The organism is Clostridium magnum DSM 2767 (assembly GCF_001623875.1).
GTDB lineage: Bacteria > Bacillota > Clostridia > Clostridiales > Clostridiaceae > Clostridium_AM > Clostridium_AM magnum.
In genome coordinates, this window is the sequence record NZ_LWAE01000001.1 from 679,799 (window position 1) to 700,043 (window position 20,245).

At 31.9% G+C, this 20,245-nt stretch carries 15 protein-coding genes and 2 pseudogenes; 14 read left to right on the top strand and 3 right to left on the bottom strand.

Annotated elements, in window-relative coordinates:
- Nucleotides 1-35 precede the first annotated feature (35 nt).
- From CLMAG_RS03310 to CLMAG_RS03325, 4 genes are all read left to right on the top strand, one after another.
- Nucleotides 36-935, top strand: a complete 900-nt coding sequence (locus CLMAG_RS03310) for an aldo/keto reductase (protein ID WP_066617896.1) — start codon at nt 36-38, stop codon at nt 933-935.
- A 735-nt stretch (nt 936-1,670) separates the two neighbouring features.
- Nucleotides 1,671-2,996 (top strand): gluconate:H+ symporter, encoded by a 1,326-nt coding sequence (locus CLMAG_RS03315; RefSeq protein ID WP_066617898.1) that lies wholly within the window; start codon nt 1,671-1,673, stop codon nt 2,994-2,996.
- 447 nt (nt 2,997-3,443) lie between these two features.
- Entirely contained in the window at nt 3,444-4,328 is an 885-nt protein-coding gene (gene garR, locus CLMAG_RS03320) for a 2-hydroxy-3-oxopropionate reductase (RefSeq protein WP_066617907.1), read from the top strand.
- Between the two features lie 389 nt (nt 4,329-4,717).
- Nucleotides 4,718-6,646: a sigma-54-dependent Fis family transcriptional regulator gene (locus CLMAG_RS03325; RefSeq protein ID WP_066617915.1), complete on the top strand. Its 1,929-nt coding sequence runs from the start codon at nt 4,718-4,720 to the stop codon at nt 6,644-6,646.
- Nucleotides 6,647-7,142: 496 nt separating this feature from the next.
- Here CLMAG_RS03325 and CLMAG_RS03330 read toward each other — a convergent pair whose 3' ends face one another.
- Nucleotides 7,143-8,417 carry an IS110 family RNA-guided transposase gene (locus tag CLMAG_RS03330; RefSeq protein ID WP_066616512.1) on the bottom strand — a complete coding sequence of 425 codons (1,275 nt, stop codon included), beginning with the start codon at nt 8,415-8,417 and terminating at the stop codon, nt 7,143-7,145.
- Between the two features lie 452 nt (nt 8,418-8,869).
- On the opposite strand from CLMAG_RS03330, the gene CLMAG_RS33430 reads away from it, so the two are divergent.
- From CLMAG_RS33430 to CLMAG_RS03365, 10 genes and pseudogenes are all read left to right on the top strand, one after another.
- Nucleotides 8,870-9,250: a sugar diacid recognition domain-containing protein gene (locus CLMAG_RS33430; protein ID WP_242872917.1), complete on the top strand. Its 381-nt coding sequence runs from the start codon at nt 8,870-8,872 to the stop codon at nt 9,248-9,250.
- Nucleotides 9,251-9,311: 61 nt separating this feature from the next.
- A complete protein-coding gene (locus tag CLMAG_RS33435) occupies nt 9,312-10,016 on the top strand; it encodes a PucR family transcriptional regulator (protein ID WP_242872918.1) in 705 nt (234 codons plus the stop codon).
- A 58-nt stretch (nt 10,017-10,074) separates the two neighbouring features.
- Nucleotides 10,075-11,013 carry a sugar diacid recognition domain-containing protein gene (locus tag CLMAG_RS03340; protein WP_242872919.1) on the top strand — a complete coding sequence of 313 codons (939 nt, stop codon included), beginning with the start codon at nt 10,075-10,077 and terminating at the stop codon, nt 11,011-11,013.
- Between the two features lie 30 nt (nt 11,014-11,043).
- Nucleotides 11,044-11,223: pseudogene (locus CLMAG_RS33440) on the top strand (helix-turn-helix domain-containing protein); the annotation flags it as partial.
- A gap of 216 nt (nt 11,224-11,439) precedes the next feature.
- Nucleotides 11,440-12,582 carry a glycerate kinase family protein gene (locus CLMAG_RS03345; RefSeq protein WP_066617916.1) on the top strand — a complete coding sequence of 381 codons (1,143 nt, stop codon included), beginning with the start codon at nt 11,440-11,442 and terminating at the stop codon, nt 12,580-12,582.
- Between the two features lie 43 nt (nt 12,583-12,625).
- Nucleotides 12,626-14,041 (top strand): annotated as a pseudogene (gene pyk / locus CLMAG_RS03350) (pyruvate kinase); the annotation flags it as partial.
- 75 nt (nt 14,042-14,116) lie between these two features.
- Nucleotides 14,117-14,290 carry a hypothetical protein gene (locus CLMAG_RS32235; protein WP_161486921.1) on the top strand — a complete coding sequence of 58 codons (174 nt, stop codon included), beginning with the start codon at nt 14,117-14,119 and terminating at the stop codon, nt 14,288-14,290.
- 28 nt (nt 14,291-14,318) lie between these two features.
- Entirely contained in the window at nt 14,319-15,224 is a 906-nt protein-coding gene (locus tag CLMAG_RS03355) for an AEC family transporter (protein ID WP_066617919.1), read from the top strand.
- Nucleotides 15,225-15,530: 306 nt separating this feature from the next.
- Nucleotides 15,531-16,772: an NAD(P)-dependent oxidoreductase gene (locus tag CLMAG_RS03360; RefSeq protein WP_066617921.1), complete on the top strand. Its 1,242-nt coding sequence runs from the start codon at nt 15,531-15,533 to the stop codon at nt 16,770-16,772.
- 132 nt (nt 16,773-16,904) lie between these two features.
- Nucleotides 16,905-18,062: a pyridoxal phosphate-dependent aminotransferase gene (locus CLMAG_RS03365; RefSeq protein ID WP_066617924.1), complete on the top strand. Its 1,158-nt coding sequence runs from the start codon at nt 16,905-16,907 to the stop codon at nt 18,060-18,062.
- 373 nt (nt 18,063-18,435) lie between these two features.
- On the opposite strand, the gene dapB is transcribed toward CLMAG_RS03365, so the two are convergent.
- Nucleotides 18,436-19,185, bottom strand: a complete 750-nt coding sequence (gene dapB / locus CLMAG_RS03370; RefSeq protein ID WP_066617926.1) for a 4-hydroxy-tetrahydrodipicolinate reductase — start codon at nt 19,183-19,185, stop codon at nt 18,436-18,438.
- A gap of 121 nt (nt 19,186-19,306) precedes the next feature.
- Nucleotides 19,307-20,188 carry a 4-hydroxy-tetrahydrodipicolinate synthase gene (gene dapA, locus CLMAG_RS03375; protein WP_066617928.1) on the bottom strand — a complete coding sequence of 294 codons (882 nt, stop codon included), beginning with the start codon at nt 20,186-20,188 and terminating at the stop codon, nt 19,307-19,309.
- Nucleotides 20,189-20,245 lie beyond the last annotated feature (57 nt).

The window sequence follows — 20,245 nt, forward strand, 5'->3', positions numbered from 1 at the left end:
ATACATTTAATGTTTAAAGGGAGGATTGGTGAATTATGAGACTATTAAATAAAGATGAAATAGAGCAGATTAGAAGTATAAATGAGCAGAGAGTAGTAAGGTTAGCAGATGGGACATCTGTGCCGGCATTAGGACAGGGTACATGGTATATGGGAGAAGGACTACAAGATAAAGATGAGGAAGTCAATGCACTAAAGTTAGGAATAGAGCTAGGAATGACCTTGATTGATACAGCAGAAATGTATGGTGAGGGAGGTGCTGAATTAGTTGTAGGGGAAGCGATAAAAGGAATTAGGGATAAAGTATTCCTGGTATCAAAGGTATATCCACACAATTCAGGCATAAGGAATATAGCTACTGCTTGTGAAAATAGTTTGAAAAGGTTAGGTACAGACCATTCAGATTTATATCTATTACACTGGAGAGGCGGAGTACCTTTAGATGAAACAATAGAGGGAATGGAAAGACTTTGTAGAGAGGGAAAGATCCTAAGATGGGGAGTATCAAATTTCGATACTGAGGACATGGAAGAATTATGGAATTATACAAATGGAGAGAACTGCATCACTAATCAAGTGTTGTATCATTTAGGTTCTAGAGGTATTGAATTTGATTTATTATCTTGGCAGAGAGAACGTAATATGCCTCTTATGGCGTACTGTCCAATTGCCAAGGGAGGGATTTTAAGAAGACAATTATTAAATGATCCGATAGTAAATGAGATAGCAAAAGAACATAATGTAAAGCCTTTACAAATAATTTTAGCCTGGAGCATTCGTTCTGGGGATGTAATAGCAATTCCAAAGGCTGTACAGCGAGAACATGTAATAGAAAATGCTAAAGCTGGATCTATTATTTTATCTGAAGAAAATTTAGATAGATTAGAGGGGGCTTTTCCTAAGCCACGCAGAAAAATGAGTTTGGATATTCTTTAAGTCAATAAGAAATTATAAGTAAAACTACATTATAGCGTAAGATTAAGACGTATAAAATTGAGAATAAATTTAATTTTTAAGTTTGGAGAATGTTAAAAAGTTTTTCTTTAACATTCTCTTTATTTGTTTTATTGGTTAAATTCTTATCAGTCTTTTATAACTTTTTAAAGGTAAGTATAAAAGACTTTTTCTGTTAAAAAAATAATTATTTATAGGTAAAATACCTGTATTAAGAGAGCGGTTATAGATTTATGTTAAAAAGTTCATAAAAAATATTTATGCATATAGATAAAAAAAGGTTTCTGTTAACGATTAAAAATTGTGCACTTGAATATTGATAGAAACGTTAAAAAATATGATAATAAAAACACAAAGTATTTAAGAAAAACACTAGTGTGATCCATGTATATTTAATTAAAAAGTTTATATAAATTGACTCTATTTGGATAATTTACTATTTAAATCAAAACCTTAATAAAAATTATATTTATTTTCATCATTAGTAAACGTTTCAAAAAGAGTTTTAAAAGTTCAGCAACAATCAATTTATTAACATATTTAATAATGTCAAGTTAAATTATTACAGGAGTATGGAGGTGAAAGTATTTATCTACAATGAAAGGTGTAGCTTGGAAAGTAGATTGAAATAATTATGAGTAATCTGGAATGAGTTGGCAGAAACAATTAAAAACTAAACTTTTTCAATAAAAATTAATTAAAAAAGGAGAGATTTATATGGCATTATTTATTGTAGCTCTAGGTGTTGCACTACTATTATTCTTAATGATGACTGTAAAGCTAGATGGTTTTACATCACTAATTCTTACTTCATTATTTGTTGGACTTATGGAGGGAATGCCTCTAGCTAAAGTTGCTAAATCAATATTCAATGGTATGGGAAGCCAGTTAAGTAGTTTAGTACTTATTCTTGCATTCGGAGCAATGGTTGGTAAGTTAATGGCGGACTCAGGTGCCGCACAGCGTATAGCTACCACTTTTATTGCGAAGTTTGGAATAAAAAGAGTTCAGTGGGCTATGTTGTTAACTTCATTTATTGTTGGTGTTACAATGTTCTTTGAAGCTGGATTTATTATGATAATACCAATTGTTTATACAATTGTTAAAGAAACGAAGTTACCATTAATTCAGGTTGGATTACCAGCTGTTATAGGATTGTCAACAACTCATAGTTTCTTGCCTCCGCACCCAGGCCCAGCCGCTGTATCTGTGCTATATAACGCAAGCATGGGGAAAACATTGTTTTATGGATTGATTATAGCTATTCCTTGTGCAATACTTGTTGGTGTTGTATATACAAGAAGCAATTATGTAAAAAGTGCTATAGCTAGTATACCAGAAGGATTAGTAAGTTCAAAGGTACTTTCAGATGAAGAAATGCCGGGCTTTGCTTCTAGTATGTTTGTAGCACTAACTCCTGTAGTTCTTATGGCAGCAGCTACTTTCGGTGAAATTTTCTTGCCGCATAAATCAAAGGCTCTAGTATATCTTAAGTTCTTTGGTGATGGACCGATAGCGTTAATGATAACAGCACTTATTGCAATGTACACTCTTGGAATAGCTCGTGGAAAGAAGATGGATGAGGTAGTGAAAGCTTGCAGCAATTCTATAAAGGGAATCGCAATGATACTTATAGTAATCGGTGCTGGTGGTTCATTTAAGCAAGTAATTGTTGATGCAGGTGTTGCAAACGTAATGAAGCAAGTTGTAGGAGGCCTAGATGTATCTCCAATAGTATTAGCATGGATAATAGCAGCTTTGATAAGAGTTGCAGTAGGATCGGCTACAGTTGCTATTACAACAGCCTCAGGTATTATTTTACCTATATTAGCTACAAGTGGAGTGAGCCCAGAATTAATGGTTCTAGCTACATCTTGTGGTAGTGTATTTGCTTCACATGTTAACGATCCAGGATTCTGGATGTTTAAAGAGTACTTCGGTATCTCAGTAGCTCATGCTCTTAAAGTAAGAACAATGTATACGTGTATATTAGCAGTTCTTGGTTTAATTGGTGTACTAGCATTAAATGCAGTTGGTTTCTAGTTTTAACCTAGATTATAGTATTCTAGCTGACACTAAATGTGTCAGCTAATTCTTTTACACAATTGTGATAATTTTCACTCCCTAAGCCAGCTGAGATACCTCAAAATGGTTGATATATTCTGGCCGTCTTTATGTCAATTTATAATATACCTAGAATATCTTTACAGTATACTTAGCTAATATATTCTAGGTATATTTAATGTCTATTCAAGAATACTTAGCTAATCTAATTAAGTTATTATGCAAATAACTAATATATTATGCAAATAAATAAAAATAAAGTGCTATTAGGGAAAATTCTTTGTGCAATTGAATATTGAATGATATATCAAAAAGTATGATAATAAAATCATCAAAAGGACATTCAGTATAAATTAAATGCTAAAAATCAGTGCTTGCATATATGGTAAGCTAATATTAAATAATAAATTTAGGAGGAATTAACTTATGAAAATAGGATTTATTGGACTTGGAATAATGGGTAAGCCAATGGCAAAAAACTTAATTAAAGCAGGATATGAATTAGTTGTATTAGATCGTAATACAGCTGCAGTTGATGAATTAGTAGCATTAGGAGCTGAGAGTGAAACTACTCCAAAAGCTATTGCAGCTAAAAGTGAAGTCGTAATAACAATGCTTCCTAACTCACCACATGTTAAAGAAGTTGCTCTAGGAGAAAATGGTATTATAGATGGAGCAAAAGAAGGAACTATATTTGTAGATATGAGTTCTATAGCACCTTTAGCTTCTAAGGAAATAGCTGAAAAGTTAGCAGCAAAAGGCATAGAAATGATAGATGCACCTGTAAGTGGTGGAGAACCAAAAGCTATCGATGGAACTTTATCTATTATGGTAGGTGGAAAAGAAGAACTTTTCAATAAAGTTAAAGACATGTTACTGAAAATGGGTGCAAGTGCAGTTCTTTGTGGTGAAGTTGGAGCTGGTAACGTAACTAAATTAGCAAACCAAATCGTTGTTGCATTAAATATAGCTGCTATGTCAGAAGCTTTTGTATTAGCAACTAAAGCAGGCGTATCTCCAGAATTAGTATATAATGCTATTCGTGGCGGATTAGCTGGAAGTACTGTATTAGATGCTAAAGCACCAATGGTTATGAATAGAAACTTTAAACCAGGATTTAAAATAGATTTACACATAAAAGACTTAAGTAATGCACTTGAAACAGGAGCAGGAGTAGGAGCACCGTTATTCTTAACAAGCCAAGTAATGGAAATGCTAAGAAACCTAAGCCAAGATGGAGAAGGCCAAAGCGATCACTCTGCAATAGTAAAATTCTATGAAAAATTAGGAAACACTGAAGTTACTAAATAGTACATTTATCCGATGACTATCCGCGCTAATACTCTCTCTCAAATAGGGAGTAAAGAGCGGTTACGTCCCTAGATTCGTTCAACTAATAATCAGGTGGGGTTGAAACCCTACCTGATTCAAGTTTCCACTTCATGAAAACAGCTGACTTAAACTATATATTTAAGTCAGCTGTTTCAATTTTTGTTGCATATAATCCTTTAACAATATAAATTTTAATTAGATGTATAATACTAATCTTTAAACATATTATCTGTTATAATATTCTTAAAGATTAGTATTATTTTATACATGAATTAATGTTCAGTTGCACAAATATTAAGCTAAAATAGTAAGATGCATATATACATATTTCATAACAATAGCTGAATTAAAGAAAGGAAAATTGCAATATGTCAAAAATAATTTTACTTGCAACGGGAGATTATGTAGCAGAATTAGGATATAATTTAAAAAATAAGCTTAAGAACCCAGATGAATTAGTAGTTATAAATACTCATTTTGATGAGGCTGTTCAATGTATTAGGCAATTAGAAGATCAAGACATAGATGTGATTATTTCAAGAGGTACTTGGGCAGACAGGATTAAATCCGAATTTAATACAATTCCTGTTGTGAAAATACCAATAACTGGTGTTGAAATTATGTCTGCAATTAATTTGGCAAAGAAAAAATTAAAAAAGGATGATTTTACTATAGGTTATATGGGATACAAAGAATTAATACACCCAATTAAGCCGTTCTTAGATACATTAAATTTAGATATACGAATTTATGAAGTAAAAGATATAGAGGATGTAGAAAACCAAATTAGTAAAGCAATAAAAGATAAAGTGGACATTATAATTGCTGGTCATGTAGGATGTGAAGCAGCAAAGAAGGTAGGAATGAACTATATTTGGCTTGAATCATCAGAATCATCATTTCAAGAGGCGTACACAAAGGCACTAGAGATACAGAATGCAGTTTATATGGAAAAAAAGAAATCAAAGGAAATAAGTACTATACTAAATTCTGTTTCAGAAGCCATTATAAGCATAGATGAGTTTCAGAACATAACTACATTTAATGAACTAGCAGAAAAGTTTACAGGGTATAAATCATCAGAAGCTATAGGGAAGCATATAAAGGATGTTTGTAAATACATAGATAGTAAGTTACTTTCTAAATCCATGAATATGGGAGAAAAAGTTACCGGAAAAGTTATTGAAATCAGAGGAAAAGCCTTTGCTATAAGCATTACTCCAGTAACTATTAAAAATAAGATTTCCAATATAATAATTACTCTTCAAGAAGTAAGTGAACTTCAAAATGTGGAGATAAAAGTCAGAAAAAGCCTATACTTAAAAGGAAATGTTGCACAGTATAATTTTGATGATATAAAAGGTGTTTCAGGAGAAATAAAGGAAACTATTGAGATGGCAAAAAGTTTTTCTCAGTTAGAATCAAATGTACTTATTATAGGAGAAACTGGAATAGGCAAAGAACTCTTTGCTCAAAGTATACATAATTTAAGCTCAAGAAGAGAAGGTCCTTTTGTTGCAGTTAACTGTGGTGCAATACCATCAACTTTAATAAATAGTGAGTTTTTTGGATATGAAGAAGGTGCATTTACAGGAGCGGCAAAAGGAGGTAAAATAGGACTCTTTGAATTAGCCCATAATGGGACGATATTCCTAGATGAAATATCTGAAATGGATTTATACGGCCAAGTTACATTGCTACGTGTCATTCAAGAAAGACAAATTCGTCGTGTTGGAGGGGAAACCATTATCCCTATAAATGTACGAATAATAGCTGCCGCTAACAGAAACTTATATGGTATGGTTAAAGAAAATAAATTTAGAAGGGATTTATTTTATAGGTTAAGTGTCCTAGTATTAAAAGTACCTCCTTTGAGGGATAGAAAAAAAGACATATCATATTTAGCTGAAATTTTTGTAAATATGTATGCAGAAATGTTTAAAAAGGAAATTTCTCTTTCTAAAAAAGCACTAGGCGAACTTGAAATGTTTGATTGGGATGGTAACGTAAGGCAATTAAAAAATTTTTGTGAAAGAATTGTTGCTGATTTTATAAAAAAACAAATTCACAACAGTTTTTACATCGAAAATAGCTTAGAAAAAGAAGATGTTGTTACTGAAATACACAGCATTACAGATGGCGACAAATTTATAATTAATAAAAAAGGCATTTCTTATAAAAGAATAACAGATTTAATAACTAAATATGATGGAAACAGAGAATTGATTGCAAAAGAGCTAAAAATAAGTAGGACGACTTTATGGCGTTATATGAAATTATTAGGAATTAGTAAATAAAACATCCACCTATGAAAAAATAGGTGGATGTTTTATTTTATGCAACAAGTTTGAAACGTGTTTAATTTTTTGAAACATGTTTCAAAAAATTAAACATAGATTTATTGATAACCTATACAAGAAGCAATATAAATCAATATTTGTTCTTAATAAAAAAATTGGCATAGAAGTTGCTTATTAAAATAATAACGAAAGAAGTATTTTATGAAACATAGTAATATTAGAATTATTTTTTATCCGATGACTACCCGCTCTAATACTTCCATCTTCTTCAAGATGGAAGTATTAGAGCCGCTATGTCCCTGGATTCATTCAACTAAGAATCAGATTGGGGTTGAAACCCCACCTGATTCAAGTTTCCACTTCATAGATTAAAAGCAATTTGGTAATATGTCAAGAACAAAATGAAAAGAAAATCAAATGATTTCTTTAAAAATGGGTAACCTTAATAAACATACAGTCCAATGAGAAAGTATGTTCGTATAATTTATATAGATTAATCTACTCTATTTGAAGAGTAGAGCTGATTTTTAGCCAGCAATCCAAAAATCATACGAATAAGTTTACGAGATGTTAGCGCGAGTGCTCGTTTGTGCTGATGTGTAGTTACTTCAGCAAATTTCTTCTGATAGAACTCTTGATATTCAGGAATATGGCAAACAACACTTCCTGCAGCTTCTATGAGATAATAGCGTAAATAACGGTTACCAGCTTTGTTCATAGGTGTATTTTCAGCTTTAAAACCTCCAGATTGATTTTCTTTCCACACGATGCCAGCGTATTTAGCAATAGCATCATTACTAGGAAATGCATGCACACTTCCTAATTCAGCAAGAATGCCACTGGAGTAAACAGGGCCAAAACCAGGAATAGACATTAATATTTTGTATTCCACAGGATTCATTCCCATAACAGCTTTTTCAATGGCTTTGTTAATACCTTTAAGTTCTTTATCAAAAGCCTGAATACAGTTGAAAGAACAAGCAATAGAGGTTGTTAATGGCTCATACAAACATTTATCAAGACGGTATGAATTACGTGCAGCTTGCTGCAAAATTTCAGCAGTCATCTGAGGATTAGAAATCCTTTTCCGACTTTTTCTATTGACGAAGTCAACAAGTTCTTCAATTGATGTATTTGCAATATCTTCGGAAGATAGAAATTCAGTAAGTATTGAAGATGCGGTAGCACCGTATTTATTAGAAAAAGGATGATCTTCTCCCTGTAATAATGCAAATTCGCTGAACTTAAGAAATACATTGGATAACATGTAAGTTTTTTCTCTAGTTAAGCATTCAACAATATGAAGTCTGTGCCTTGTAAGTCTTTGCAGAGCAAGATATTGAGAACCACGCCAAGGTTCAATATGAATTCTGCCAACTCTTGCAAAGTCAGCAATAACAAAAGAGTCAATGCCATCATTTTTATCAAGAGAATTAAAGGATTCTTTGTAGTTAGCAACTTCCTTAGGATTCAAGCAGTAAACATAAGGTTTGTAAGTCATAAGTTTTTCACTAGCAGATAAAAAATTGGCTATATGTACTCCATAAAAGGAAGTAGATTCTAAGCCGATTATAACAGCTTTAAAAGTATTGTTTTCTAAAACCTTAACAAGCATGGATTCAAGTTGCTCTGCACCAAATTGCGTATTAGGAACAGGTTTCATCTTAATCAAGAATTCCTGTTCAAAATTAATAGCAGAGACAACATTTTGTCTCGCACCAATATCGATACCAACAAATAGAGTTGATAAGTAATCTAATTTCTTCATGAAATCACCACCTTTCAAAAATAATGAGGAAATTAGAAAGGATTATCCTAATCCAAAGTACTAACTGCAACCTCGCGTAATTAGCATTCATCCAGACGCAAAACCTTGCTGGTGGCTGCGAAAGGAGATGCAACATTTGTGTAAGCAGAATATGATACTTTGGTCAGGCTGCAAGCTTTACAGGCAATAACACAATGTGTTTTGCAGGAGGAATACAGCAGTAACCTTCGCTAAAGTTCCGTTATGACTATTTTAGCATTAGAAAATCCTTTAATAAATAGTAGGTTAAAACAGTATAGATCGGAAAGTATAAGAATCAGCAATACTGAATTGGGAGAATCCCCACTAGAAAAATTGAGATGCTTTCTTAATCTATACAAAATATAAAAAATAAATAAGTTTATAGGCAGTAAATAACTGCTATAAACTTATTATACGAGGAGGAAGGGTAAATGGAAGTTCTAAGTAGTGAATTAGCTAAGGGTATTGTCGATAGAACTATGGGCGTTGTTAGTCACAATATTAATATAATGAATGAGCAAGGTACTATTATAGCATCTGGAGATAAAAGTAGGATTGGAAACATTCATGAAGGAGCAATCATAGCCCTTCAAAGAAAATCAGAATTTATTGTTGATGAAAATGAAAGTGAAAAGTTAAAAGGCGTGCTTCCAGGAATAAACTTAGTTATTGAATTTAAAAATAGAGTAGTTGGGGTAATAGGGGTTACTGGTAGACCAGAAGAGGTTTCGCAATACGGTAAATTAATTAAGAGTACAGCAGAAATGATCATAGAGCAGGAACATATTATTAGGGGGGTTAGAGTGGAATAACAGAATAAAAGAAGAAGTGTTGTTAGCACTTATATATAATAAACAGGATTCAGTTGCTCTATTGGAAGGGTACGCGAAAAAATCTGGAATTTCCTATAATGCTCCTACAAATATTTTTATAGTTGAGTTAAATTTTGAAGAAGCTTCTGAAAAGATAGAATTAGAAATACTAAATAGAATAATAAGATTATTGGAAGGAACCTTCAAGGGATCTATAGCAGCAGCGATAAATGAGAAAACAATTGTATTACTACACAAGTATTTATATAGCAATAATAAAACTACGGACTATAAAGAAAAATTAACGGAAGTTAACGAAAAGATATATGACAAAATAGGCATTAATGTAAAAATATCAACAGGTAAAACAGCTGATAACTTATATGATGCCCACAAATCCTTTGAAATAGCTAATGAAACGCTTTTGTTCGGAAAGAAAGTGTTTCCTAGTGATAGTGTTTATGTCTTTGATTTATTGAAAAGTGAAATGATTTTCTCACAAAATAGTACAAAGTGGAAAATAGACGAGTTAGAAAATACCTATAAATTAATAGAGTCCAGTGATAAAAACGGAGAATTAAGAGAAACATTAGAGGCACTCATAGAGGAGAATGGCGAGCTCAATAATGTATCAAATAAATTATTTATTCATAGAAATACTCTCAGTTATCGCCTAAATAAAATTCACAAATTAACAAATAAAAACCCTAGAAAATATACTGATTTATTTTGGCTTTATAGTGCAATGATTAACATTCAAAAATAAAAGAGTCTGTCAATTATATTTTAAGATTTATTTGATATAGTAAAAGGAGAGATTGATAGTGGAAATTTTAAATAGTGATTTAGCTCAAAGTATAGTTGAAAGAACTATGGAGGTTGTTAGTCATAATATAAATATAATGAATGATAAAGGAATTATTATAGCATCAGGAGATAAAAGTAGGCTTGGAACTATTCATGAGGGTGCAATAATAGCTCTTCAAAGAAAATCAGAATTTAATGTAGATGAAAATCAAAGCAAAAAGTTAAACGGTGTTTATCCAGGCATTAATTTAGTTATTGAATTTCAAAATACGGTTGTCGGTGTAATAGGTGTTACAGGAAGACCTAAAGAGGTTTTAGGTTATGGTAAACTAATCAAAATGACAGCAGAAATGATGATAGAACAAGAACACTTTATTAGAGAACTTGAATGGAATAATAAAATTAAAGAGGAAATAATAGCAGCACTTATATATAATAGACAAGACTCCTTTCCTTTATTAGAGGAATACACTAAGAAATTTAAGATTCCATATAATCATCCTATGGCTATTTTTATAGTTGAATTAAACTTTGAAGACACTTCAGAAAATAATGATTCAAATTTATCCAATAGAATAGTAAGTTTATTAGAGGGAGCATTTAAAGAATCCTTAGCAGCAAGGATTAACACAAAAACAATTGTTTTACTGCATAAGTGTTTTTGTATAAATAATAAAATTGCTAATTACCAAGAAAAAGTAAAAGAAGTGAGTGGAAAAATACGGACGCAAATAGGCATTAATGCAAAAATATCCACAGGGAAAGTATATGATAAATTATTTGATGTTTATAAATCTTTTGAGATAGCCAAAGAAACCCTTGCTTTTGAGAAGAAAATGTATCCAAGTGATAATACCTATATTTTTGATTTCTTAAAGAGCGATATGATGTTTTCTCAAAATAATGCTAAATGGAAAATACATGAGTTAGAAGACACCTACCAATTATTAAGTTAAAATGACAAGAATGGAGAGTTAAGGGAAACATTAAAAGTTCTCATAGAGGAAAATGGGGAACTTAATAATGTATCTAGCAGATTATTTATCCACAGGAATACTCTCGGCTATAGATTAAATAAGATTCACAAGTTAACAAATAAAAATCCTAGAAAATATGCAGACTTGTTCTGGATTTATAGTGCTATGATTAATTTTGAAAAAAGATAAGAACAATTTATTATGCAAATAAATAAAAACAAATTATTGTAAATGATTAATATTTGTGCAACTGAATATTGTTTCATGTATCAAAAAATATGATAATAAAAGTAGAAAAATAAGATGTAATATTGGATTAAATAAATATAAACCATATATTTTTACTGGTAATTATCTATAAGATATTTTGATAAAGATGGAAAATGATATTTGGAGGTATAGAATATGAAAGAAAACCTAACTATTCTATTGGCACCAGATTCTTTTAAAGAAAGTATGACTGCCAAAGAAGTTTGTGAAGCAATGGAGAGAGGAATTAAAAAAGTAAGTGAAAGTATTAAATGTATACATGTCCCTATGGCAGATGGTGGAGAAGGAACTATGCAATCCTTAGTAGATGCTACTGGTGGAGAGGTATATAAGTTAAAGGTAGTTGGACCATTAGGAAATGAAGTAGAAGCGGAATACGGTATATTAGGGGATAGAGAAACGGGAATATTAGAGATGGCTAGTGCCAGTGGGATTCATTTAGTTCCATTAGAAAAAAGAAATCCTTTGATAACAACAACTTATGGTACTGGACAATTGATAAAGGCATGTCTAGATCATGGTGTAAAAAAGCTACTAATAGGTATTGGCGGCAGTGCAACTAATGATGGCGGTGCAGGAGTTGTTCAAGCTCTAGGTGGAAAACTTTTAGATAAGGATGGAAAGGAAATAGGATTTGGTGGTGAGGAATTAAGTAAACTTAATACTATAGATTTAAGTGGTTTTGACACAAGGGTTAAGGAAGTTATAGTGGAAGTGGCTTGTGATGTTAATAATACATTATGTGGAGAAAGAGGCGCTTCAAATGTATTTGGACCACAAAAGGGAGCTACTTCTGAAATGATAGAAGTGTTAGATAATAATTTAAGACGCTATGCTGAGGTAATCAAAGAGCAATTATGTAAAGATATTTTAGAGGTGCCAGGTTCAGGGGCAGCAGGAGGATTAGGAGCAGGACTAATGGCATTCTTAAATGGAACTTTGAAAAAAGGCATAGAAATGGTAATTGAATATGCAGGATTAGAAGAAAAAATAAAATCTGCAGATATGGTTTGGACAGGAGAAGGAAGTATTGATTTTCAAACCCAATACGGGAAAACACCTCTAGGAGTAGCAACAGTTGCAAAAAAATATAACAAACCTGTTGTGGCCTTTGCTGGTAGAGTTGGTAAAGATATAGAAGTATTATATGATAAGGGAATTGACTCCGTATTCAGTGTTATCAATGAGTTAACTACATTAGAAGAAGCTTTAGAAAAGGGAAAACAAAATGTAGAGAAAACTGCTGAAAATATAATAAGATTAATCAATTTAATATAATTGAAGGTCATTAATATAAGTTAGAGAAAGGGCTGGGGAGTCAATGAAAAAAACTAAAATTGTATGCACTATAGGTCCTGCGAGTGAAAGTAGAGAAGTAATATCAAAACTAATTTCAGCTGGTATGAATGCTTCAAGACATAATTTTTCTCATGGAGATCATGAAGGAAACGGAAGAGGAATAAAGCTAGTTAAGGAAATTAGTGCAGAGCTAAATAAATCTATTGCGATTATACTAGATACTAAGGGACCAGAAATTAGAACTGGAAATTTTCAAAATGGTAAGGTGGAATTAAAAAAGGATACAAAGTTTACTATTGTAGCTGGTGGAGACATAGTGGGTGATGAGAGTATTTGTTCAGTAACATATGGAAACTTACACGAAGATGTAAAACCAGGAAATAGTATTTTAATAGATGATGGTTTAGTGGGATTAGAAGTTGAATCTATTGAAGGTAACAGAATTCATTGTGTAGTAAAAAACACAGGATTAGTTGGAAATCATAAAGGGGTCAACGTACCAGGGGTTTCGATACAACTTCCAGCCATAACGGAAAAGGATATTGCTGATATAAAGTTTGGTATAGAACAAAATATAGATATAGTTGCCGCATCTTTTGTAAGAAAGGCATCAGACGTATTATCCATCAGAAAAGTTTTAGAAAAGAACGGCGGAAGTGATATACTAATATTTTCGAAAATAGAGAATCAAGAGGGAATTAATAATATAGATGAAATAATAAAATTCTCTGATGGTATAATGGTTGCAAGAGGAGATTTAGGTGTTGAAATACCAGCAGAAGAAGTTCCACTAGTACAAAAAAGGATAATAGAGAAATGCAATAAAGCTGGGAAGCCAGTTATAACAGCAACTCAAATGTTAGATTCTATGATGAGAAATCCAAGACCAACAAGAGCGGAGGCGTCAGATGTAGCTAATGCTATAATTGATGGCACCGATGCTATAATGCTGAGCGGCGAAACTGCAAGCGGAAAATATCCAGTTGAAGCAGTTACAACTATGGCAAGAATTGCAGAGAAAACTGAAAGTTCAATTAAATATGAAGACAATTTGAGAAGAAAAGGTTCTATGTCTAGTGAGAATATTGCAAATGCTATAAGTTTAGCAGCCTGTACTACAGCTATGGAATTAAAGGCACCAGCAATAATTACAGCTACACAAAGTGGAAGTACAGCAGTAATGGTTTCAAAATACAGACCAGGATGCCCAATTGTAGCTGTTACCCCTTATGAAAAGGTTGCTAGGAAACTAGCTTTAAATTGGGGTGTTATTCCAATACTAGCTCCTAAGGTTGAAACAACCGATGAATTAATTGCTATATCTGTAGAGATGGCATCAAATAGTGGACTAGTAAAAAAGGGTGACTCAGTTGTAGTAGCAGCTGGAATACCGGTAAACCATTCAGGAACTACTAATATGATAAAAGTTCACAATGTATAATATAATAAGATGATGTTATAAAAAGTATCTTTATACTGGCGTATTTTCAGGATAAAGATACTTTTTTATCCGATGACTAAGAGTCAGATGGGGTTTGAAACACCATCTGATTCAAGTTTCCACTTCATAACGAATACAATTATTTTAAATGTGTATGGATCATTATTTGAATATTATAGGTATTATACAGATGTGGAATATGTTGCTAATGTTGCGAAGATCATATTAAAGGATTATACTTTTTAAGTATAAGTTTTTACTAGGGGGGATGGTAATGTTTAATACGGCAGTTATTCAACAGGTAGCAATCCTGTTTATAGTAATGGGAATAGGAATAATAGCAAGAAAAAAGAAAATATTAAATGATGAAGTCAAAAAAGGTATTACAGATTTGATACTTAATATCACTTTACCACTTATGATTATCTCATCCTTTAACCAGAAGTTTTCGATGGACATGCTTCTCAATGCAGTCTATATACTAGTTTTTTCTACCTGTATTCATCTCATATCTTATTTTGCAGGTAAGATACTGTATTTTAAATCCTCAGATGATAGGAAAAACGTATTAAGATATCTTACAGTATTTTCAAATGCAGCATTTATGGGGTATCCCATACTAGAGGCTATGTATGGAAAAACAGGTGTATTTTATGCTTCTATATATTGTATACCGGTAAGAGTATTTATGTGGACATTAGGAGTAATGCTTTTTACAAGTAAGAAGGAGTCTAATTATCTAAAACAAATATTTTTAAATCCTGGTATAATAGCTGTAGTAATTGGATTTATTCCATTCGTACTATCTATTGAGTTTCCAATAATTATTACTAAAACACTTAATATGATGGGGAACATGACTACTCCATTATCTATGCTGATGGTTGGAGCCATGATTGCAGATTCACAGGTTAAAGGAATCTTTGAAGGGGCAGTGTTTTATGGTTCTTTTGTAAGACTTATTATTATACCGGTTTTAGTACTTACAGCTTTAAAATTAATAGGTATTAGTGGTGAAATTTTAGGGGTAAATGTAGCTCTTACAGCAATGCCTGCAGCATCATTTACTGCAATCCTTGCTGGAAAATTCAATTCAAATGAGATATTTGCCTCTAAGTGTGTGTTTGTATCAACCTTTTTATCTATTGTCACAATTCCATTGATATTGCTATTAATATGATGAAGTGAAACTTGAATCAGATTGGATTTCGGCTACCAGCCGGGGATACATCGGATGAAAACATTTTGGATATTATATATACGGTTTTTATATGATTGTTAATAAGATAACTTTTATTTAACTATTATTAGTAGTATGATAGAATACACTATATAGCATCGGATACTTTTTAATTATATCTATTGTGCAAGTATCTAAAAGTGATTGAGTACTAATGGTTACTATTCATGCAATTGAATATTGATATGGTTGCAGGAAAATATAATAATTAACAGTACAAAAGTTATTATAGGGAGGAATAGATTTATGAGTGAAATAGTTATAGAAGAAGCAAAAAGATGTCTCAATTGCAAGAAACCTATGTGTAAAGAAGGGTGTCCAGTAAATACACCAATAAATGAAGTTATACAAATGTTTTTAAGTGGAAATATCATGGAAGCTGGAGAAAAGCTTTTTGAAAATAATCCTTTATCAATAGTATGCTCATTAGTATGTCCACATGAAGATCAATGCGAGGGTCACTGTGTATTAGGTAGAAAAGGTAGCCCTGTTAAAGTAGGTTCAATAGAAAACTACATTTCAGAATATTATATTAAATTTATTGATAATAAACCTATAAAAAGCATTAACAAAAAAATAGCAATAATAGGTTCGGGACCTGCGGGAATCTGTATTGCTATTATGCTTGCGGCCAAGGGATATGACATAACTATTTTTGAGGCTCATGACAATATAGGTGGAGTGCTCCGATACGGCATTCCAGAATTTAGACTACCTAAAAGTATTTTAGAAAAGTTAAAAGAAAAATTAATTAGTATGGGGATAAAGATAAGACCTAATATTTTAATAGGATCTGTTATAACTGTTGATGACATTTTTAGAGATGGATATAAAGCTATATTTATTGGTACTGGTGTATGGAGACCAAGACCATTAGGTATAAAGGGAGAAACCTTTGGAAATGTTCATTATGCAATTGATTATCTAAAAAATCCTGAAAGCTATAAATTAGGGGACAGAGTTTGTGTAATAGGAGCAGGTAATGTAGCTATGGATGTTGCAAGAACTGCCATTAGAAATGGATCAAGGAATGTTTCTATAATGTATAGAGGTGGATTGAATAATATTTCTGCAAAAGAGCTTGAAGTCGAATACGCAAAAATTGATGGGGTCAAATTTGAATTATTTAAAAAACCTACAGAAATAGTGGATGAAGGTGTAAAATATACAAGAACAGAATCGGTAAAAGTTGATGAGGAGAAGGAGAAAATAGTTGAGATAGAAGGTTCTGAGGATATATTTGAGGTTGATTCTGTAATTATTGCAATAGGGCAAGGTCCGAGGGCAAATATTGTTTCTAATACTAGAGGAATAGATGTAAATGGGTTTGGATTAATCGAAGCTGATGAATTTGGAAGAACTACTAGAGAAGGAGTATTTGCTTCAGGAGATGTAGTAACAGGTGCTAAGACTGTTGTAGAGGCAGTAAGAACTTCAAAGAAAGTAGCACAGGCTATTGATGAATATGTTACTTCCTGTTCAAATTAATTTGTAAATTATATATTTAAAAAGTATACCAATCCTATTTTTGGCATTAGGCAAAAATAGGATTGGATATTTTTTTATAAATGCTATAATCATAGATATGGAGAAATAAAACAGAGAGGGGCTAGTAACAAGATGAATAATATAAATAACATTGTTTCTCGAAATGTACAAAACATAGAAATTTCAGGTATTAGAAAGTTTTTTAATAAGGTAGTTAATTATCCAGATGCCATTTCTTTAACATTAGGTCAACCGGATTTTAATGTGCCTGAAAAGATAAAGGGAGCTATGGTTAAAGCCATAGAAGATAATAAAACTACATATACATCAAATGCGGGTATTTTAGAATTGAGAGAAGAAATATCAAAGTATTTAAAAAACCAGCACATAGACTATGATGCAGACGAAATATGTCTTACTATAGGTGGCAGTGAGGGATTAATGGATGTTTTTACAGCACTACTAAACCCTGAAGATAAAGTGCTAATACCAACACCTGCTTACCCAGCGTATGAAAGTTGCGTAAAGCTTCTAGGAGGGCAAATTATAAATTATAATTTAAAAGAAGATTTTTCTATAAACTTTGAGGAACTAAAAATATTAATAAGTCAAGAGAAGCCTAAAGTTATGGTAGTATCATATCCTTCTAATCCCACAGGAGCTATTTTATCTAAGGAAGACAATAACAAACTATATGAAATAATTAAGGACAATGAAATAATGGTTATAAGTGATGAAATGTATAGTTCTCTATGTTTCGAGGATAACTACTACTCCATAGCTCAATTTAATGATATAAAAAATAAGGTAATAGCTGTTGGTGGATTCTCAAAAATGTTCTCTATGACAGGGCTTAGACTGGGGTACGTATGTGCAGCAGAAGGTTTTATGAATGCCATAATGAAGGTACATCAATATAATGTATCTTGTGCACCTTCTATTGTGCAATGGGGAGCATACGAAGGTCTTAAAAGCTGCATGTCAGATGTAGAATATATGAAGTCAGAATTTATTAAGAGAAGAGACTATTTACATGATAGATTTATAAAAATGGGATTTGAAGCAAATCTTCCAATGGGAGCCTTTTATATGTTTCCATCTATAGAGAAATTTAATATGAAAAGTGAAGAATTTTGTGAAAGGCTTCTAAAAGAAGCAGGGGTTGCTGTAGTTCCAGGATCTGCTTTTGGAGTAGGTGGAGAAGGATATATGAGAATATCCTATGCCTATAGCATGGAACAATTGAAAGAGGCAGCAGACAGAATTGAAAATTGGCTAAAGAGCATTTAATATAAAGTAAAATTATAGATGAACAAATCTAGAGTTTGGCTTACACATTTTATAGAATTTAATAAATTCAAGAGGTTTGCTAATTGTATATGTCAGCTTATGGATTTGAGTATCTTCATAGAGAAACATACCAGAAAGTAGAATTATACGCATGAATATGTTCCCAGAGCTAAAAGCACATATAAAAATTTTTTAGTCAATCTTAGCGAAGTATTTTAGAAAATCTTAGAGTCTTTGATATGTTTGAGGTACGAGTTTATCAAAGATTCTTAGATTTTCAAAATACTGAGATTTAGATTGACTAAAAAGTTTTTATAGTGCCGAAGCTTGGGAACATATTGCGGAGTGTAATTCTACTTTCGGCTGTTCTTCTCTATAGTTTAACTACATCATCCATAGAGTACATACCTTTTTCTTTTCCATACATAAATTCACAAGCTTTAAGAGCACCCATAGCGAATACTTCTCTAGATATAGCATAATGACTAATTTCTATAACTTCTCCTTGACCAGCAAAGATAACTTCATGGTCACCAACTATACTTCCGCCTCTTATAGCATGTATTCCAATCTCCTTATGGTTTCTCTTTGCAATTCCTTCTCTACCGTGAACAAAAATTGTTTCCTCTGGTACTGAATTCTTTATAGTGTTTGCAAGAAGAAGGGCAGTGCCGCTTGGAGAATCAACCTTTTGGTTATGATGTTTCTCTATTACCTCAATATCAAAGTTTTTGTATAATAATGCACTTATATTTTTTAAAACATTGTTTATTACGTTTACACCAATTGACATATTAGCGGAACGAAACATAGGTATTTCTTTGGAGGCTTCATTAATTTTTAGAAGCTGTTCGTCAGTATACCCTGTTGTACATAAAATAACTCCAATACCTTTTTCCTTAGCATATTTAATAAGGCTATCTGCTGCATCTGGTCTTGAAAAATCAAGAATTACATCTGCGTCTACTGTACAATCGGATATATTAGAAAATACAGGATAAGTAGATTCACCAGTATTTTTGTCTACACCTGCAACTATACTTAAATCAGGAAAATTTGATACTAATCCAGATATTACTTTTCCCATTTTTCCGTTGCATCCACTTAATATAATTTTAACCATCTCAAAACCCTCCTTGATGAGAAATGGGAACCGAGAAAAAATCAATTTTAATTCTCAATTGCTTATTCTCAATTCCCAGTTTAAATAACACTATTCTGTTATCAATATTAAAATGTTTGTATTATTTTAGAAGACCGTAATTTTTTAGTTCTTTTTTCAATACTTCAAGGTTTGCTTCGCTCATATCACATAATGGAAGTCTTAAGTTTCCAACTTCCATACCTAAAAGATTCATTGCTGTTTTCACAGGTATGGGATTTGTTTCTATAAATAATGAATTAGTTAAAGCTAAAGAATCTAGCTGTAATTTCAAAGCTTCCTTAGTTTTACCTGAAAGATATAATTCACATATGTCATGAATATCTTTAGGGATTATATTTGCAAGAACAGAGATTACACCTGAACCACCTAATGAGAGGATAGGAACTATCTGATCATCATTACCTGAATATATATCAAGTCTATCTCCACATAAGGCTTTTATCTCAGCTATTTGACTTATATTTCCACTAGCCTCCTTAACTGCAACTATATTATCAAAATCACATATCTGTTTTAATGTTTTTGGAGTAATATTCATACCTGTTCTCCCAGGAACATTATATACAATTATAGGAATTTTAACACTTGTAGCTACAGCTTTAAAATGTTCCACAAGTCCCTTTTGTGTAGTCTTATTATAATAAGGAGTTATTACTAAAAGTCCATCTGCGCCTATACCTTCGGCCCACTCACTCATATTTACTGATGCTGCAGTATTATTTGTTCCAGTTCCAGCTATTACAGGTATTCTCTTTTTTACTATGTCTACAGCAAATTTTATTGTTTCTTTTCTTTCTTGTTCAGTCATAGTAGAAGCTTCACCAGTAGTTCCGCAAACAATTATGGCATCTGTACCTGATTTGATATGCCATTCTAATAGTTCTTCTAATTTTTTAAAATCTACTCCTTGAGTATTAAAGGGGGTAACAATAGCAACACCTGAACCTTTAAATAAACTCATACAAACACCTCATCTTTATATATTATAAATAATTTAAATAAATATACTTCTTTATAT

Excerpts from the sequence above, each read along its gene's own strand:
- CLMAG_RS03310 (WP_066617896.1), top strand. The coding sequence starts at position 36 with ATGAGACTATTAAATAAAGATGAAATAGAGCAGATTAGAAGTATAAAT.
- CLMAG_RS03315 (WP_066617898.1), top strand. The coding sequence starts at position 1,671 with ATGGCATTATTTATTGTAGCTCTAGGTGTTGCACTACTATTATTCTTA.
- garR (WP_066617907.1), top strand. The coding sequence starts at position 3,444 with ATGAAAATAGGATTTATTGGACTTGGAATAATGGGTAAGCCAATGGCA.
- CLMAG_RS03325 (WP_066617915.1), top strand. The coding sequence starts at position 4,718 with ATGTCAAAAATAATTTTACTTGCAACGGGAGATTATGTAGCAGAATTA.
- CLMAG_RS03330 (WP_066616512.1), bottom strand. The coding sequence starts at position 8,417 with ATGAAGAAATTAGATTACTTATCAACTCTATTTGTTGGTATCGATATT.
- CLMAG_RS33430 (WP_242872917.1), top strand. The coding sequence starts at position 8,870 with ATGGAAGTTCTAAGTAGTGAATTAGCTAAGGGTATTGTCGATAGAACT.
- CLMAG_RS03345 (WP_066617916.1), top strand. The coding sequence starts at position 11,440 with ATGAAAGAAAACCTAACTATTCTATTGGCACCAGATTCTTTTAAAGAA.
- CLMAG_RS32235 (WP_161486921.1), top strand. The coding sequence starts at position 14,117 with ATGACTAAGAGTCAGATGGGGTTTGAAACACCATCTGATTCAAGTTTC.
- CLMAG_RS03355 (WP_066617919.1), top strand. The coding sequence starts at position 14,319 with ATGTTTAATACGGCAGTTATTCAACAGGTAGCAATCCTGTTTATAGTA.
- CLMAG_RS03360 (WP_066617921.1), top strand. The coding sequence starts at position 15,531 with ATGAGTGAAATAGTTATAGAAGAAGCAAAAAGATGTCTCAATTGCAAG.
- CLMAG_RS03365 (WP_066617924.1), top strand. The coding sequence starts at position 16,905 with ATGAATAATATAAATAACATTGTTTCTCGAAATGTACAAAACATAGAA.
- dapB (WP_066617926.1), bottom strand. The coding sequence starts at position 19,185 with ATGGTTAAAATTATATTAAGTGGATGCAACGGAAAAATGGGAAAAGTA.
- dapA (WP_066617928.1), bottom strand. The coding sequence starts at position 20,188 with ATGAGTTTATTTAAAGGTTCAGGTGTTGCTATTGTTACCCCCTTTAAT.